General features: G+C 69.7%; 12 protein-coding genes. 4 read left to right on the top strand and 8 right to left on the bottom strand.

Annotated features, from left to right (window positions below):
• Positions 1-168 precede the first annotated feature (168 nt).
• The 6 genes from ACFYXF_RS22905 to ACFYXF_RS22880 form a co-directional block, all read right to left on the bottom strand.
• On the bottom strand, positions 169-3,840 hold the full coding sequence (locus ACFYXF_RS22905) for a LamG domain-containing protein (protein WP_389351780.1): 3,672 nt from the start codon (positions 3,838-3,840) through the stop codon (positions 169-171).
• Between the two features lie 936 nt (positions 3,841-4,776).
• Complete coding sequence (locus ACFYXF_RS22900) at positions 4,777-5,340, bottom strand: dihydrofolate reductase family protein (RefSeq protein ID WP_389351779.1); 564 nt, start codon at positions 5,338-5,340, stop codon at positions 4,777-4,779.
• 58 nt (positions 5,341-5,398) lie between these two features.
• Complete coding sequence (locus ACFYXF_RS22895; RefSeq protein WP_389351777.1) at positions 5,399-5,983, bottom strand: dihydrofolate reductase family protein; 585 nt, start codon at positions 5,981-5,983, stop codon at positions 5,399-5,401.
• Between the two features lie 76 nt (positions 5,984-6,059).
• Positions 6,060-7,106: an endonuclease/exonuclease/phosphatase family protein gene (locus tag ACFYXF_RS22890; protein WP_389351775.1), complete on the bottom strand. Its 1,047-nt coding sequence runs from the start codon at positions 7,104-7,106 to the stop codon at positions 6,060-6,062.
• Positions 7,054-7,959 carry a formyltetrahydrofolate deformylase gene (gene purU / locus ACFYXF_RS22885; protein WP_389351774.1) on the bottom strand — a complete coding sequence of 302 codons (906 nt, stop codon included), beginning with the start codon at positions 7,957-7,959 and terminating at the stop codon, positions 7,054-7,056. Before purU ends, ACFYXF_RS22890 begins: the two co-directional genes overlap by 53 nt.
• Before the next feature lie 92 nt (positions 7,960-8,051).
• Positions 8,052-8,552, bottom strand: coding sequence for a hypothetical protein (locus ACFYXF_RS22880; protein WP_369033027.1), 501 nt, complete (start codon positions 8,550-8,552; stop codon positions 8,052-8,054).
• Between the two features lie 117 nt (positions 8,553-8,669).
• Between ACFYXF_RS22880 and ACFYXF_RS22875 the strand changes: the two genes are divergently transcribed.
• Entirely contained in the window at positions 8,670-9,992 is a 1,323-nt protein-coding gene (locus ACFYXF_RS22875) for an ABC transporter substrate-binding protein (protein WP_389351989.1), read from the top strand.
• 14 nt (positions 9,993-10,006) lie between these two features.
• Here ACFYXF_RS22875 and ACFYXF_RS22870 read toward each other — a convergent pair whose 3' ends face one another.
• Positions 10,007-11,929: a hypothetical protein gene (locus ACFYXF_RS22870; protein ID WP_389351772.1), complete on the bottom strand. Its 1,923-nt coding sequence runs from the start codon at positions 11,927-11,929 to the stop codon at positions 10,007-10,009.
• Positions 11,930-12,070: 141 nt separating this feature from the next.
• The gene (locus ACFYXF_RS22865) at positions 12,071-13,456 is read right to left on the bottom strand and encodes a transcriptional regulator (protein WP_389351770.1); all 1,386 of its coding nucleotides are present in this window, start codon (positions 13,454-13,456) and stop codon (positions 12,071-12,073) included.
• Positions 13,457-13,795: 339 nt separating this feature from the next.
• Between ACFYXF_RS22865 and ACFYXF_RS22860 the strand changes: the two genes are divergently transcribed.
• The 3 genes from ACFYXF_RS22860 to ACFYXF_RS22850 all read left to right on the top strand — a co-directional run bounded on the left by ACFYXF_RS22860 (position 13,796) and on the right by ACFYXF_RS22850 (position 16,943).
• Entirely contained in the window at positions 13,796-14,449 is a 654-nt protein-coding gene (locus tag ACFYXF_RS22860; protein WP_235477456.1) for a bifunctional DNA primase/polymerase, read from the top strand.
• Between the two features lie 122 nt (positions 14,450-14,571).
• On the top strand, positions 14,572-15,348 hold the full coding sequence (locus ACFYXF_RS22855) for an ABC transporter ATP-binding protein (RefSeq protein ID WP_389351768.1): 777 nt from the start codon (positions 14,572-14,574) through the stop codon (positions 15,346-15,348).
• Positions 15,345-16,943 carry a transporter gene (locus ACFYXF_RS22850; protein WP_389351767.1) on the top strand — a complete coding sequence of 533 codons (1,599 nt, stop codon included), beginning with the start codon at positions 15,345-15,347 and terminating at the stop codon, positions 16,941-16,943. The genes ACFYXF_RS22855 and ACFYXF_RS22850 overlap by 4 nt, the downstream gene beginning before the upstream one ends.
• Positions 16,944-17,053: the final 110 nt, after the last annotated feature.

Below are 17,053 nucleotides of genomic sequence, written 5' to 3'. Positions count from 1 at the left end.
CCCGGGTATGGCCCGTACCTGCCAACGGCACAGCCGTGACCTTCGTTTCCCGAACATTGAGAGATGACCCCCGTGAGAAGTGTGAGAGGGACCGCGTGAGACTGGAGCACGGAAAGCGTGGCGGTGTGGTGGCCGGCCCGGGCGTCATCCCGGGCCGGCCACCGGAGATCAGCCGATCATCGTGTCGACCTGATCGCCGTCCGCGGCGGCGCCGACCCAGATCCGGATGTCGTTGACCCTGCCGGGCAGGTAGTGACCCCAGGCCCCGGCGACGTACCCCTTGCCGACGGCAAGTTCGCCCGTGCCGGCCTGCGCCGTGTACACGGTCTCCACGTCGTTGCGCGTGGAGTCCAGGTAGAGACGGATGGTGCCGTCCTGCGCGTCGTACACCCCGGTCAGGCGGACCGCGCCGGTGACCGCGGCGCTGTCGGAAGTGACCGCGTCGAAGCTGCCGTCGCTGTTCAGACGGCCGAACTTCCAGTACCCGGCCGGGTCCTCGTGCAGGTTCCCGTCGTCGTCGAACCAGGTCTCGGTACCGGTCTGCTGGTACCAGAGACCCCAGGCCGAGCCGTCGGCGGTGCGCTGGCCGAGGACCTGGCCGACGTAGCCGGTTGCCTTGGTACTCAGAGCGGTCCGGTCGAGTTCGATCTCGGTTGTCACGGTGAAGGAACCAGTGTCGTCGACGACCGGTCCGGTCACGGTGGCCGCGTCGTTCGTGCCGTCAAGGACGATCGACTCACCGTCCAGCGCGGCGCCCCCGGACAGGGCGAGCGAACGGCCGTATCCGGTCAGGGTGTCGGTCAGTGCATTGCCGTTCCAGGCAGCCATGAGTTCGGTGGCGGTGCCGGTGCCGGTGGAATCCAGCAGCTTGGCCTCCTTGGCCACGTCCGACGGCTGCAGGGCCTCCTGGAAGACCGCAGCCTCGTCGATGCGGCCCTTCCAGTACTGCGTGTACGCGCCGTACTCATAGCTGGCCCGGCCGACCTGCAAGGCACTGTCGGGGGTCTGGATCTCTCCGCCGGCCGGCACGGCCACGGGGGCGCCCTGAACGCGGCCGTTGACGTACAGCTGGATGGTCGCGGCGTCGGCGTCGTAGACGGCAGCGAGGTGGGTCCACACCTTCAGGGGCACGCCCACGGCGGTCGAGTTCTTGGTGACGAAGTGCCGTCCCGTGTTGTCGGTCCAGTTGAAGCGGAACACCCACTGCTTGACGCCAGCCGAGTAGTAGAGGACAAAGCCCGAACTGTCGGTGCCTGTCTGCGACATGACGCCCCGGTAGACGCTGTCGTCCGTGAGGTTCGCCCAGGCGGAGACGGTGTACGAGGACTGCGTGTTGACCGCCGGTCCCGCAGTCGCGGCGTAGCCCGTCTGCCTCGTGGTGTCGGAGTTGTCGTTCAGCACCAGGGAACGGTCCTCCGAGCCGCGGCGGCCGAGCGCTGACCATCCCGCGCCGGTGTTGTAGAGGGTGGCCGGGTGCCGTGCTCCGTCAGTCGTCGCGGAGTCGGACGCGGTGGTCTCGCCGGAGTTGACCGGGCTGTCGTTGAAGTGCCACCTGGCCGAGGCGCCCTGGCTCTCGGCGACGTTGAACCGAATCGCGGTCGCCTCGCCCGACTGCCCCGTCCCGACGCTGTCCACCGCCCGCACGTACAGCACCTGGACGCCTGACAGCGCGGGCTTCACTGAACGCGTCACCGAACTCGTCCCCGACACCTTGGTCCACTTGGTGTCGGTGGCGAGTTTGTACTCGAACGCCACAATGTTGTTGTCAGCCGTGTTCTTGGTGAAGACGAACTGCCCGGCCTTCCCCGGCCCGCCGGTCGCGGCACCGCAGCCGTCACCCTCGTCCGGGCACACCTCGTACAGCGCGCCCGTCGGAGCAGTGATCGTGGGCGCCTTCGGCCGCGTCGAGTCGATCGTGAAGTAGCACCAGCCCTTGGTCTTCACAGTGCTGTTGCTCTCGATGTGGTTCGCACCGCTGTTGTAGTAGGAGCGCGAGAACACCGCCATCCTGTACGGGGTGTTCTGCTTCAAGGTGATCGGGGAATCCTCCGTAACCTTGGTTCCGTCAACGACGTAGCCGGGGGCGGGCGGCCGGACCGGCTCGGTCACCGCGTCCGGGCCCCAGGTTCCGTCGGACTGCTTCTCCTGCACATAGAAGTGGGCCCGCAGGTGCGCGTCGTACTCACCGCCCGATGCCGTCTGCACCACTCCGCCGAACTTCGGCTTCGGGTTCGACAGCCAGGCCGGGTCTGCCGAGTTCGTCTCGCACGAGGTGCCCACGGTCGGGCTCGTGGGCACACCCGGTAGTCCCACATAGGTGACATCGAGCACCGCGTCGTCGTCGAACCGCTTCCAGCCGTTGGGGTCGGACTCGTTGTACGCCTTCAACATCAAGGTCAACCGGGAGAAGCCGCCTTCCGCGAAGACCTTCACCGTGTGAGTGAGGTTCTCGTAGCTCTGGTCCGGGTCGTCCTTGAACTCGATCGGTGCATCCGGCTGGCTCGGTGTGCACGCCTCACCGCGACCGGCCGAGACCGTACGGTCGCCCAGGATGTCCCAGTTGCTGGTCGGACCGGGCCAATTCGTCGCCGACGAGATGTTCGGTGTCCGGACGAGCTGCACGGTCGTCTTCTCGCAGGACATCGAGAATCGCTCGGTCACCCGGAACGTGGCGCCCAGCACCCGCTTGCCGCGCAGCGCGGTCGGCGCGAACTCGAAATACATCCGCTGTCTGTAACCCGAGCCGCAGTAGTAGCCGATGCCGCCCGTCACGTACGTACCGCAGTAGCCGACGCCCTCACCGTCGTCACCGCCGGAGAAGTTGTAGAAGGTGTCGCCGTCCGACGACAGCAGCGTCCGCTCCGACCCGCCCCAGGAAACATCCGGGTCGATGTAGAGCGGGTACACGGTGTCCGCGCCGGTCAGCAGTTCGGCGTCCGGCACGACTGTGATCGAGTCGTTGTCCGCAGTGACCGGCAGGACGGCGGAAGCATCCCCGTCGCTGGGGCCTTCGGCCGGATCAGGAGTGAAATCACCGTCGTGAACAGGAGCGTCGTTCGCCGCGCCGGTCGAGTCCGAAGCGGTGAGCGACATCGTGGTAGTCCCGGATTCCGCCGCGTCACCGGCAGAGTCCCACTGACGCGCGGCAGGGGTACGGAACACCGCGTTGCCGTTCTCGTCAACTGCGTTGAGGCCCCCACCGACGCCGCCGCGCAGCGTCAGCCCTTGGGCCTCAACAGGAAAGTCCAGTTTCTCCAGCTCATCACTGGCCGCCGCTTCGGCCGTCTTGACCACCAGCACCTGGCGGTAGCCCTCAGTGGTCGCCGTCATCCTCAGATCCACCCCGGGCAGCACATCCGCGTACACCGCCGACGCACCGTCCAGCACCGGCTCGGGCAGTTCCCCCGGCCAGCCCACCTTCAACGACCGCTCTCCCTCGGCCACCGTCACCAGATCGGCACCGGCGCCTCCGGCGGAGAACGACACCTCCGCCACGGCCGCCTTCGGACCGATCGAGCCGTCGGCCCGCCGCTCCAGCGTCGCGTCCGGCTCGGCCCACGAGCCATCCGACTGTTCGACTCGCACCGGAACCGCGGACTGGCTCAGCGAAAAGGTCACGCCGTCCGGATTCGCGAACGTCGTCGCATACTCGGTGCGCTTCCCGAGGATTTCCACCCGCTCACCGGTATCGGCCGCCTCCTCGGCAGCTGCCCTGGCCTCCGAGGTGGCTTCTTCGGAGCCGATATCTGTGGAAGCCCCCGAGGACGAGTTCGCACTCGCCGCAGGAGCAACAGCAAAAGCGGCCGGCGCGGAGAGACCCGCGAGCACGGCCGCTGTCACAACAAGAGCAAACGACTTACGCATACGTCTTGCACGTACGCCGACGTGACGAAACGCCGCCTCCGACCCCACAACGCCCCCGCTTCACAAAACTGGACAGCAATTCACCGGCGATGCGTAACTTGACCACATATGGCCGGACTTGCAGCTTGTAGTGGATGCGTCAGATCACAACACGTGCCACCAGGGACACACAAGGCAAATAATAAGCCAAATACGATCAGGTGTTCGATTATTGAGGGCTGCCAGATCACCCCGTCGAACAACCCGGGCACCTCAGACCTGGTCACTCGAACCGGCAGTGGTTCCCATGCGTCGCCTCGACGCATCTGACGTCGAACTTCCTTTAGAAACCTGGGCAGTTGGATCACCAGGTACCGAGATCAGAAGCGCCCGGCGCCACACAGAGCGGTTTCGACGGGACTGGCCGGAAACCACTCACGCCCTGCGCGAACACCACCGTCCACCACCTGTCCAGAGGACACCGGGTCGCCTGGCCGGAACGCCCCCTCACACGTCGTACCCGTGGCCCCGAGACCGCTCCACCCCAGATATCACCGCCGCTCGCCGCCACGCGCTACCCGCGCGGCACAAGGCAGCCGCCGAGAGGATGCCGACTTTGACGGACAAGGGCTATCGGTACGGGCGTCGGTATCCGGGTCCCCGTCCGACGCCCCACGGACAAGTCCGAGCCAGCCCTGCACGCCGACACCCGCGCAACGAACTCCCTGATCAGAACCGTCCGCGCCCCGGGCGAACGCACCACCACCGAACTCGAACACCCCTGGCGCCCCCTGCACCACGTCACCCTCAGCCCGACGCGCACCGGCGCCATCACCCGCACCGCCCACGCCCTCAACAGACACGGGACGTGATCCTCGCTCAGAAGACGTCACCAACTGGCCCGTTCTTCCTACGGCCCGGCAGGTAAACCGGCTAACGCACCACCCGATGGCGGAGATACACAACCTTCGAGTTGAAGGTGCGGGTCTCGACCAGTTCGAGGTCCACCCTGCGCTCGTTCCGGGGAAAGAACGGAATGCCGCCGCCGATCAGGACCGGGTAGACGATGGTCCGGTACTCGTCGATCAGGCCTGCCGCGGACGCCTCTGCGGCGAGCGTCGCCCCGCCGATCGCGATCTCGCCCTCCCCCGGCTCGGCACGCAACCGCTCGATCTCCTCCGTGAGGCCGCCCGAGAGCAGGCGGGCGTTGCCCTGCACCTCCGACAGCGTGGTGGAGAACACCACCTTCGGGAGCGGGTTCCAGAGCGCGGCCCACTCCAGCTCGGCGTCGTCGAGCGAGCCGTTCTGGTCGGCGGTCTCCCAGTACAGCATCGTCTCGTACAGCCGTCGTCCCATCAGGTGGACGTCGACGTCTCGGATCTCGTCGATCCAGAAGCGGAAGACCTCCGGGGCGGGCACCGTCCAGTCGATGCCGCCATCCGGGTCGACGATGTAGCCGTCAAGGGAAACGCTCATCGAATAGGTCACGCTGCGCATCAGAAGTCCTCCTCGGTCAACGGGTTCGACAGTACGGCCGACTGTCGTTGACACAACCTCACCGGGCCGGATGCAGGGCAGGCCGGTAGACCAGCTCCTGGATGTGGCCGTCGAGCGTCCTGCTCTCGATCAGTTCGAGGTCGAAGTCGGCCGCGCCCTGGAAGATCGGGTCCAGCCCGGTCCGGCCGGTGATCACCGGGAACAGCGTCACCTGGACGCGGTCGACCAGACCTGCGGCCATCAGCGCCCGGTTCATCGACAGGCTGCCGTGCGAGCGCAACGGCACCTCGGATTCTTTCTTGAGCCGGGCTACGACGTCCACGGCGTCCCCCCTCACGACGGTCGCGTCCGGCCAGTCGAGGGGGGCTTGCAGCGTGGTCGACACCACCGTCGCCGGGAGGTTCACCATCCGGGTGACCCATGGATCACGTACCTCGGAATCCTCGGTGCTTGCCGCCAGCATCCCCGCGAACGCCCGGTACGTGTTGGCCCCGAAGACCATCCGCTGCTCCTCGCCGTACAGGGCGAGGCGGTGGTCGAGCAGCTCGGGGCCCTGCTTGCCCCAGTAGCCGGTCCAGTCGCCGCCGGCGGCGCCGAAGCCGTCGAGGCTGGAAAACACGTCGAAGGTGTAGGTCACGGTCACGATGCTCTCCTCAAGCGCGGTCGATCGCCTGTCGGAGATACAGACCGGCGGCCACGGCGGAACTCATCGCTCGCCGTCAGGCGAGTCTGATGCCGGCGATCACCGGAAGGTGGTCGCTGCCCGTGGCCGGCAGGGTGCGTACGTCGGTTACCGTCGCCGTACGCGCCAGTACGTGGTCGATCCGGGAGACGGGGAACCCCTCGGGCCAGCTGAACGCGAAACGTCCCTCCGACGACTTCGTCCGCGACGTGACCGGGTCCAGTCCGCGGTCGTCCAGCGTTCCGTTGAAGTCACCCATCAGGATCACCTCGTCCGTCGTCTCCGCGGCCAGCGCCTTGCCCAGCAGTCCCGCGCTCTCGTCCCGGTTGTCGGAGGCGAAGCCCGTCGGCCCTATGCGGACCGAGGGCAGGTGAGCCACGTATACGGCGATCTCGCCCCAAGGCGTGCGTGCGGCGGCCCGCAGTCCGCGGTCCCAGCCCTCCCCGATCCCCTTCGGCCTGATGTCCAGCAGCCGTACGTCCGTCAGCGGGTACTTCGACCAGAGGCCGACCGTGCCTTCGACCGCGTGGTGGGGGTAGGCGGGGGCCAGGGTCCTCTCGTAGAGCGGCAGCGCTGAGGGGGTCAGTTCCTCCAGCGCGATCAGTTCTGGGCCGGCCTCCATCAGCGCCTTCGCCGTGCCCGCCGGGTCGGGGTTCTCGTCGCTGACGTTGTGCTGGATCGCCGTGATGTCACCCTCCTCACCGGCCCGGGGGAAGAGCAGCCCGCCGAAGAGGTACGTCCAGACGGTCACCGGGAGCAGCAGCGCCACCAGTGCCGTGGCCGAGCGGCGCAGCAGGGCCAGGAGCAGCAGTACGGGGACCGTCAGGCCCAGCCAGGGGAGGAACGCCTCCAGCAGGCTGCCCAGGTTGCCGGGGGTGTTGGGCACGGCCCCGTGGAACGTCAGCAGGGCGGCGGTCAGTACGGCCAGCGACGCGAGCACCCGCCCCCGCGTCCAGGACGACCGCCCCTTGGCGTCCTGGCCCCACCGCAACCACGGCGACCACCGCAGCCACCCCAACCGTCGCACCCGCTTACGCGAACACCACCGTCCGCCGCCCGTTGAGGAGGATTCGTCGCTCCGCATGCCACTTCACCGCCCGTGCCAGCGCCTGGCACTCCACATCGCGGCCGATGGCCACCAGTTGGTCGGGCGTGACGTCGTGGGCGACCCGCTCGACCTCCTGCTCGATGATCGGGCCCTCGTCCAGGTCGGCGGTGACGTAGTGGGCCGTCGCGCCGATCAGCTTCACGCCTCGCGCGTGTGCCTGGTGGTACGGCTTCGCGCCCTTGAAGCTCGGGAGGAAGGAGTGGTGGATGTTGATGATCCGGCCGTTCAGGGCCTTGCACAGGTCGTCCGACAGGACCTGCATGTAGCGGGCCAGGACCACCAGCTCCACGTTCTCCGTGCGTACGAGGTCCAGCAGCCGCGCCTCCGCCTCCGCCTTTGTGTCCTTTGTCACCGGGATGTGGACGAAGGGGACGTCGTACGAGGCGACCAGTTCGGCGAAGTCCGTGTGGTTGGAGACGACCGCCGCGATGTCCACCGGCAGCGCGCCGATACGGGCGCGGAAGAGGAGGTCGTTCAGGCAGTGGCCGAACTTGCTGACCATCAGGACGACCCGCATACGGTCCTCGGCCCGGTGGATCTGCCACTCCATGTGGAAGGCGTCGCCGATCGCCGCGAAGCTCGCCCGCAACTTCTCCACCGTCACCGGCGCCTCACCCGAGAAGTGGACGCGCATGAAGAACAGTCCCGTGTCCCGGTCGCCGAACTGCTGGCTGTCCTCGATGTTGCAGCCGGTCATGAAGAGATAGCTCGACACGGCGTGCACGATGCCCTGCTTGTCGGGGCAGGAGAGGGTGAGGACGTACTGCTCCGCGGACTTCGTTCCGGGCTTCTCGGCGGGGGCCGTTGCCTGGCTGGACTGCTCGTTCATGCCGGACAGGGTCCCATATCCGCCCCGAACGGCCGACTCCCGTCCGCCACGCGGAACAGCCCGACGGAACGGCCCGTCGGAACCATCGACCCCTACGCCGAACGCGTCAGTATCCGCAGTACCTCCAGCGTGCGCGGCGGGGTGTCCGGTTCCTCGCCGTCGCTCGCCGCCAGCCGTACGTGGGCGTCCCGGGCCGCCCGGACCGCCTCCGGCCAGCCGGCGTGGTCGAGGTAGGCGGAGACGGGGGCGTCCGGGCCGACCTGGTGCATGATCCGCAGGACGCGGAGCACGGCGGTGTCGACGAGGGCGGCCTCCTGGGAGTCCCGGAAGATCGTGCCGACGTATTTCTCGGCGGACCAGCTGTCCAGCCAGGTGTCCTCGACCAGGCGGTACACGGCGTCGGTGACGTCCCCGTATCCGTCGACGCCGGCGAGCCAGACGTCTCGCTGGAACACCGGGTCGGAGAGCATGTGCAGCGCGGAGCGCACATTGCTGCGCCAGCGCCACCACGGCATGTCGTTGAGTGGCATGCCGCCCATGGTGGAGGAGCGACGGCCGCGACGGGAAGAGTCTTCCGAACCTTGCACGGTCACCGATCGTACGTTCCCTGTGAAAATGAGAACAACGGCCCCCGTAATTCACCTCGGCGTCACCGGATATTGACCAAGGGTCACACCCGGGTTGGCTGTGTGACGGAATCGTGCATGACCATGACCGGCAGGCGACGCACCCGCAGCACCTTCCGTACCACCCTCCGCGCCCCCTTCAGACTGAGCGCACTGGCCGTGTGCGCGGCCCTGGCCGCCGGGTGCGGGGTCATCCCGGGCACCTCGGACGCGTCGGGGGGCGGCGACATCACCGTGATGACCTGGGCGCCACAGGACACCAACGCGACCAACAAGCCCGGCATGCCGGCCATGGCGCAGGCGTACGCCCGCTGGATCAACTCCAACGGCGGTCTGAACGGGCGCAAGCTCAAGATCCTGACCTGCAACGACCGCAACGACCGGGTGACGGCCGTGAAGTGCGCCCGGCGGGCCGTCGACGAGGACGTCGTCGCGGTCGTCGGCTCCTACAGCCAGTTCGGCGACGACTTCCTGGGCCCGCTGGCCTCCGCCGGCATCCCGTTCATAGGCGGCTACGGCGTCACCAACGACGAGTTCACCAACCCGATGTCCTACCCGGTCAACGGCGGCTCGCCCGCCCTCCTGGCCGGCCTCGGCAAGGAACTCGCCACCGTCTGCGGTCCCGTCGCCCTGATACGCCCCGACAGCATCGCCGGCGACCAGCTGCCCCAGCTCCTCGACTCCGGTCTGAAGGCCGGCGGACACGCCGAGGCCCTGGACCAGCTGGCCCCCGAGGACGCCACCGAGTACGGCACCCAGGCGAAGCGCGCCCTCGAACGTACGACGGACACGGAGACGGAGACCGAGGCCGGGACCGGGTCGGAGACCGAGAAGAAGGGGTGTGTGGTGCCGGCGCTCGGGGACCGGACCAACACCTTCATGGACTCCTTCCGGCGCGACCGCGAGGACTATCCGGACGTACGCACCGCCAACGTCCTCGGCAGCGTCGACCAGACCGTGATCAACGCGAACGGCGGCAAGTCCGGCCCGTACGAGGACTCGTACATCACCGGCTGGTACCCGGTGGCCAGTGACGCCCGCTGGGACGACATGAAGAAGGTCATCAACGAAGAGGCGTTCGACGACGACCGCATCGACCCGCAGGACGCGGGTGTGCAGACCACCTGGATCGCGTACACCGTTCTGAAGGCGGTCGTCGAGTCACTGGACGGCGAGGTCTCCTCGACCACCGTCCGGCGGGCCCTCGACGACGGCCTCCAGGTCAGCACCGGGGGCCTCACCCCGACGCTGCGCTGGCGCTTCGAGGACCTGCTGTCGGTGGTCGGCTTTCCGCGCCTGGTCAACGCGCAGGTGACGCTCCAGGTCGTCCGCGACGGCCGGCTCGTCGCCGCCCGCAAGGGCTTCATCAACACGACGAAGCTGCTGGAGAACGCGGCGGACGGCTGACCCGCAGCGGACACTCAGAGCTGGGTGGACTGGCGTTCCGTCAGGCCGTACGACTTGGCGATCGCGTTCCACAGCTCGGCCGCCTGGGCCTTCTGCGTGGTGGCGATCCCGCTCTGCTTGTTGCCGTTCTGGGTCTGGCTCGTCGTACGGGCCTGGCCCTTCTTGCAGCCGTTCTTGCGGGCCACCTGGTCGGCCCAGGCCGCGTAGTGGTTGTCGGCCGACTGGGACGCCTGCCACGCCTTGGTGAGGGACTCGGTCAGCGCGGCGTGGTTCGGGAGCTTGTCGACGGGGAGCGACGACAGCCGGGTGACCAGTTCGCCGCGCTGCTGGGCGGCGTCGCGCAGATCCGTGGCCGCCTGGCCGAGGTTGTCGCAGGACTTGACGTCCGCCACGGCCTTGATCACCGCGTCCCGACTGTTGTTGCTGGTGGCGAGCAGTTTGTCCAGCTCGACGGCCTGCGCCTTCGCCGGATCGGCGGCCGGTGACCCGGACTCCTCCGGTGCGGCCGAGGTCGCCGCGACGGTCTTGTTGCCCGCGTCGTCGTCGCTGCCCCCGCCCCCGCCGCTCAGCAGGGCACCGGCCCCGACCCCGAGCACGGCGATCCCGATCCCCAGGGCCGCGATGACGGGCACCCGCGAACGTCTGCCCCCACCTCGCCCATCGTGCCGGTCGTCCAGGTCGTGGGGCGCGTGGGGCGCGGCGTTCGGGAAGCCGTACGAGGGCTGCTGGGCGTAGGCCGGGGGGCCGGGCTGCTGGGGCTGGACGCGGGGCAGCTGCTGGGTGGCACCGGCCGGTGCGTCGGCGGCCGGGCCGCCGCGGAAGAGGTTGTCGAAGGCGGAGGGCGGCTGCCGGTCGTCGGGGGCGCCGTACGGCCCTGCGGGCACCGGCGGGATGTACTGCGTGGCCTGGGCGTCCGGATGGGCGGGGGCCGCCTGCGGCACCCGGCCCAGGAACGTGGTCGCCTCGGCGTTCGTCTCGGGCGGCAGCGCGCCGGGTCCCACGGGCGGCAGGAACTGCGTCGCCGCCTCGTTGGCGTGCGCGGGGGCGTGCGCCGCGACGGGCGGGAGGTACTGGGTGGCCTGGTCGACGACCGGGCCGGGGGTGCCGGGAACGGGCGGTATGTACTGCGTCGCGCCCTCGTCGGCGGGCGGCAGCGGAGCACCGGGCGCGGCGGCGTACGGGACCGCCGCACCGCCCTCGGGGGGCAGCGGGGCGCCGCCGTACGGCCCGTACGCGCCAGGGTGCTGGCCCTGGCCGTACGGCTGCTCCTGGTGCTGCGGCATGGGGGTGCCCCCGGTCGCGGGCGGGAGCGGCGCGGACCCGGCGCCCTGTGGGGCGTGCGGTACGGGGAGGGGGGCGCCCGGGGTCGGCTGGGCGCCGTAGCCGGGCTGCTGGGACCAATCCCCGGTCGCCCTCGGGTCGTTGTTCCACGCCGGTGCCGACGGGGCCTGCTGCTCGGGCTGTTGCTGCGGCGACTGAGGCTGGGACTGGGGCTGGAACTGTCCCTGGGCGCCCCACTGTTGGTGCGGCTGGGCGTCGGGCGTCGCCGGCCAGCCCTCGGCCGCCGGAGCCTGGGCCTGGCCCTGCGCCTGGCCTTGGGCCTGGGGCTGCCCCTGGTGCCGACCCTGAGAGTGGACCTGGTTCTGTCCCTGAGGCTGACCCTCGTACGGACCCTGGTGCCGGCCCTGAGACTGCCCTTCGTACGGGCCCTGGGACTGCCCCTGGTGCTGGTTCATGTCCGGGCCCCACGGCTGGCCCCAGGCCTGGCCGCCGGTCGGGGTCGGCGGGGGCGGGGGCGGTGCCTGCGCGGGGACCGGTCGGCCGGCGCTTCCCCCCGTCATGCCCGGCAGCAGCGGTTCGCCGCCGTCGGAGGGCAGCACGATGCCTTCGCGCGCCACGCGCTGCGAGGGCTCCTCGCCCTGTCCACTCTGCGTCACCGGGACTCCTACTGATGGGGGACCTTCGGAATCGTCGGTTAACGCTACCGGGTCCCCGGAATCCCCTTTCACGCAGCACAGGACCAGACCACTGCCCCACCAGCGACTCGGCCTCCGGCTGTGTCTCCCGTCACGCTCCCGTCACGCCGCCGCCCGCAGTTCCATCCGCGCCCCGAACTCCCGGACCACGGGTTCGTCGCGGTACGGCTCCAGGCGCAGATGCAGGTCCTCCAGATACTCGGCGCCCCGGTTGGAGCGCAGGGTGCCCAGGAGTTCCACCGCGCGCAGACCCGTGTGGCAGGCCTCCTCGACCTCGCGCTGCTGGACCTGTGCCGAGGCCAGCAGCACCAGGCCGATGGCCCGCCGCCGCGCCCGCGTCTCGGGGTGCCCGTCCAGCGACTCCTGCGCGCACCGCGCCGCCGCCTCGGCCTGGCCGAGGTCCCGGTGGCAGTGCGCCAACTCGTCGGCCAGATACGCCTGGTCGAAGTGCGCGATCCACGCCGGGTCGTCCCCGGACTCCGGATCGGCCGCCTCCAGGGCGTTCACCGCGCGGCCCGACGCCAGCTGGGCCGCCCGCGCGTCGCCCATCAACGCGTGCCCGCGGGCCTCCGCCGCGTAGAACATGGCCTCCGCGCGCGGGGTGACCCTCCCACGCGCCCCCTCCTGCGCCGCCCGCGCCAACTGCGCGATCTCCCGCGGGTTTCCGAGCTGCGCGGCGAGATGGCTCATGGACGCGGCGAGTACGTACCCGCCGTACCCTCTGTCCCCGGCCGCCTGGGCGAGGCGGAGCGCCTGGATGTAGTAGCGCTGGGCGAGACCGGGCTGGCCGGTGTCGACGGCCATGTACCCGGCGAGTTCGGTCAACCGTGCGACGGCGGCGAAGAGATCACGACCGACCGCCTCCCGGTACGAGCCCGCCAGCAGCCCGGAGACGACGCTGTTGAGGTAGTGCACGACGACCGGACGCACATGCCCGCTGCCGTACTGGTGGTCGAGATCCGTGAGCGCCTGGGTCATCGCGCGCACCGCCGCCACGTCCGACGGCCCCACGCGCGGCCCCGCCTGGCGGGCCACCTGGGAGTCCGGGGACGAGATCAGCCAGTCGCGGCTGGGCTCCACTAGCGCGGACGCGGCGACGGACGAACCGGAGAGGAAGTCCCGCCGGCCCACGTCACTGCGCCACAGCTCACACACCTGCTCGATGGCGCCGAGGACGGTCGGGGAGAACTGGAGCCCGACACCCGAGGCGAGGTTCTTGCCGTTGGCCATGCCGATCTCGTCGATCGTGACCGTACGGCCCAGTTTGCGGCCGAGGGCCTCGGCGATGATCGCGGGCGCCCGTCCCCTCGGCTGCTGTCCGCGCAGCCAGCGCGCCACGGACGTCTTGTCGTAGCGCAGATCGTGGCCGTGCTCCGCACCGCACATGTTGACCCGGCGGGCCAGCCCGGCGTTCGAGCAGCCCGCTTCCTGGATGAGCGCCTGCAACCGTTCGTTCGGCTGCCGCGCGACGAGAGGCCTTGCGGCCATGGCGTACCCCCTGTGGCTGCGGTGCCCTGCCCACGCACCGAGTTGACGTGTCTTCCGTGCCCGGAACTCCTGCCGTGCGCGTCCTGGAAGCGGACGAGTACGGCGAAAAGATCCGGCCTTGAAGATCAGTGCCCCGCAGGCATGCCGAAAATGCGAGGCTTGTGAGGATTGCCGGGGTAAAGGCGGATGCCCAGCCCCTCACGTGCCTACCCAGCCCCGCCGCGGATCCTCCCGCGCGCCCCCGCACATGCATCCATGCGCCCCAGATGCGGAATCGATGCTCCTCCCCCGCGCATGTGACATGCGTAACTCATGATTCCCACTAGAGTTGAGTTCATCGTGGAAGAGACCATCGCGGGCCCTGATGCTGCCCAAATCCCCAAGCAACGCGGCGAATCCCTCTTGGAAACCGCCGTCCGGTACGCCGAAGAGCGCCACTGGGACGTGTTTCCCGGTACGTGGCTGGAAGCAGTCGACGGGGTGCAGCGCTGCTCCTGCGGCGACGCCGCGTGCGCGCTGCCCGGCGCACACCCGACACGGCCCGACTGGATCACGCAGGCCACGGGCAGTGCGACCGTCGCGCGCCGGCTGTGGACCGAGCAGCCGACGGCGTCGATCCTGCTGCCTACCGGCCATACGTTCGATGCGATCGATGTGCCCGAGACCGCGGGGTTCCTCGCGCTCGCGCGCATGGAGCGGATGGAACTGACGCTGGGGCCGGTGACGTTGACGCCGGATCGGCGGATGCGGTTCTTCGTTCTTCCGGGGGCGTCTGTGAAGGTGCCTGATCTGGTGCGGAAGTTGGGGTGGGCGCCGGCCTCTCTCGACCTGGTCGCGCTGGGGGAGGGGGCGTATGTGGCCGCTCCGCCCACTCGGTACGGGTCTCGGGGGGCTGTGCAGTGGGCCTGCCGGCCTACGCCTGCGAATCGGTGGCTGCCGGATGCGGAGGAGTTGATCTCGCCGCTCGCTTACGCTTGCGGGCGGGATCGGTAACTTCGCGGTTCGGGGTGCCTGGTTGCGGTTGTGTGGCGACTACCGGCCGGTGGGGGCTGGTCGCGCAGTTCCCCGCGCCCCTAAAAGCCTCCATCGCACCGTAAAAACCATATGGTGACCGCATGGTCGATGGTGCTGCCGTGCGCGTGCAGGGGCTCTGGAAGCGGTTTGGGCAGCAGGTTGCTGTTGCCGGGATCGATCTGGAGTTGCCCGCGGGGAAGTTCGTGGGGCTTGTCGGGCCCAATGGGGCCGGGAAGACCACGACTCTCTCCATGGTGACCGGGCTGCTGCGGCCCGATCAGGGCACCGTGGAGGTCGTGGGGCACGACGTGTGGCGGGACCCCGTCGAGGTGAAGGCGCGGATCGGGGTGCTGCCCGAGGGGCTTCGGCTCTTCGAGCGGCTGTCCGGGCGTGAACTCCTCGCCTACTCGGGGCGGTTGCGCGGGCTGCCCGGTGCCGAGGTCGACAAGCGGGCCGCCCAGCTGCTCGACGTCCTCGACCTGGCCGGCGCCCAGCACAAGCTCGTCGTCGACTACTCGACCGGCATGCGCAAGAAGATCGGCCTCGCCGCCGCTCTCCTCCACAATCCCGAAGTCCTGTTCCTCGACGAGCCGTTCGAGGGCGTGGACCCGGTGTCGGCGCAGATCATCCGGGGCGTGCTGGAGCGGTACACGGCCTCCGGCGCCACCGTCGTCTTCTCCTCCCATGTGATGGAGCTGGTCGAGTCGCTGTGCGACTGGGTCGCGGTGATGGCGGCGGGGCGCATCCGGGCGCACGGGTCGCTGGCCGAGGTACGCGGTGACTCTCCCTCCCTCCAGCACGCGTTCCTCGAACTCGTCGGCGCGGGCGGGCGCGACCACGGGTCCCACCTCGACTGGCTGGGCGGCGGCGCCCGATGAGTGCGGCCACTTCGCTCACACCTGTTGTCGTACGGCTGAAGCTGTCGCTGTTGCGCAACGGGCTGCGGCAGTCGGCCGGGCGGCGGGCCGCCTACATCTCGTCCCTCGTCGTCGTGCTGCTGCTCGCCGCGCTCCAGTTCCTCGGGCTCGTCGCCCTGCGCGGCGAGGCGCACGCCGCGTCCGTCACCGTCCTCCTGCTCGCGGTGATGGCGCTGGGCTGGGCCGTCATGCCGCTGTTCTTCCCCAGCGGCGACGAGACCCTCGACCCGACCCGGCTGGTGATGCTCCCGCTGCGCCCCCGGCCGCTGGTCCGGGCGCTGCTCGCGGCCTCGCTCGTCGGGATAGGGCCGCTGTTCACGCTGTCGCTGCTCGTCGGGTCGGTGATCGCCGTGGCGCGCGGCGGGGCGGCGTTCGTCGTGTCGGTCGTCGCCGTGCCGCTCGCGCTGCTCGTCTGCGTGGCGCTCGCACGGGCCGTCGCCGCCGCCAACATCCGGCTGCTCAGCAGCCGCAAGGGCCGCGATCTCGCCGTACTGAGCGGGCTGGTCATCGCGATCGGGGCGCAGGTCGTCAACTTCGGTGCGCAGCAGCTCAATTCGGCCGGGTTCGGGCAACTCGACCCGGCCGCCGAGGTGTTGGCGTGGGTGCCGCCCGCCTCGGTGATCGGGGCTGTGGACTCGGCGAGCGAGGGGTCGTACGGAGTCGCGGTCGCCCAACTCCTACTCAGTGCAGGCGCGTTGGTGTTGCTGTTGGGGGCCTGGTCGCGGACCCTCACCCGGCTGATGGTCTCCCCCGACGGGTCCACCCTCCAGGCCGCCGAGCCGTCCGGTACGCGGGAGCGGGGCTCCGGCGGGCTGGGGCGGCTGCTGCCGGGCGGGCGTACCGGGACCGTCATGGAGCGGAGTCTGCGGTACGCGTGGCGCGACCCCAAGACCAAGGCCGCGTGGGTGACTTCGCTGGCGATCGGGCTGATCGTGCCGGTGTTCAACGCGTTGCAGGGCACCGGGTCGATCTACTTCGCCTGCTTCGCGGCCGGGATGCTCGGCATCCAGATGTACAACCAGTTCGGCCAGGACACCTCCGCCTTCTGGATGGTCGCGATGACGATCTCGTCCACCCGGGACGCGTACGTCGAACTTCGCGGCCGGGCACTGGCGTTGCTGCTGATCAGCCTGCCGTACGCGACCCTCGTGGTCGTGCTCACCACCGCGCTGCTCGACGACTGGGCCACGCTGCCGGAGGCGCTCGGGCTGTCCCTCGCGCTGCTCGGGGCGATGCTGGCGGCCGGGGCCTGGTCGTCGGCCCGGTTCCCCTACTCCATCCCGCAGGAGGGGTACAAGAACGTGGCCCCCGGGCAGTCCGGGCTCGCCACGGTCGCCATCTTCGGCGGCATGATCGGAGCCTCCCTGCTGTGCGCCCCGGTCATCGCCCTCACCATCTGGCTGAACGCCGACTCGGGCGGCGACCGCTGGACCTGGCTGCTCCTGCCGGTCGGCGCCGGCTACGGCGCCCTGCTCACCCTCCTCGGCCTGCGGCTCGCCGCCCCACGCACGGCCGGACGCCTCCCGGAGATCCTGGCAGCGGTCAGCAGAGGCTGAACTTGCCTACGGCATAGGGGGTTTGGGACGCCGTTCGAGGGGAGGGAAGGGGATGACGGAAAAGCGCACCATAGGGGCGCGAGGAACTGCGCGACCAGCCACGACGGGCG

Origin of the sequence: Streptomyces sp. NPDC002680, from assembly GCF_042889145.1 — a bacterium.
Lineage (GTDB): Bacteria > Actinomycetota > Actinomycetes > Streptomycetales > Streptomycetaceae > Streptomyces > Streptomyces adonidis.
The sequence above is the reverse complement of the archived record's forward strand: the minus strand, read 5'-3'. Positions and strand labels throughout refer to the sequence as shown.

What these genes read in the sequence shown, in the direction of transcription:
- ACFYXF_RS22900 (WP_389351779.1), bottom strand. Translation starts at nt 5,340, where the DNA reads ATGCGCAGCGTGACCTATTCGATGAGCGTTTCCCTTGACGGCTACATC.
- ACFYXF_RS22890 (WP_389351775.1), bottom strand. Translation starts at nt 7,106, where the DNA reads ATGCGGAGCGACGAATCCTCCTCAACGGGCGGCGGACGGTGGTGTTCG.
- purU (WP_389351774.1), bottom strand. Translation starts at nt 7,959, where the DNA reads ATGAACGAGCAGTCCAGCCAGGCAACGGCCCCCGCCGAGAAGCCCGGA.
- ACFYXF_RS22875 (WP_389351989.1), top strand. Translation starts at nt 8,670, where the DNA reads ATGACCGGCAGGCGACGCACCCGCAGCACCTTCCGTACCACCCTCCGC.
- ACFYXF_RS22865 (WP_389351770.1), bottom strand. Translation starts at nt 13,456, where the DNA reads ATGGCCGCAAGGCCTCTCGTCGCGCGGCAGCCGAACGAACGGTTGCAG.
- ACFYXF_RS22855 (WP_389351768.1), top strand. Translation starts at nt 14,572, where the DNA reads ATGGTCGATGGTGCTGCCGTGCGCGTGCAGGGGCTCTGGAAGCGGTTT.
- ACFYXF_RS22850 (WP_389351767.1), top strand. Translation starts at nt 15,345, where the DNA reads ATGAGTGCGGCCACTTCGCTCACACCTGTTGTCGTACGGCTGAAGCTG.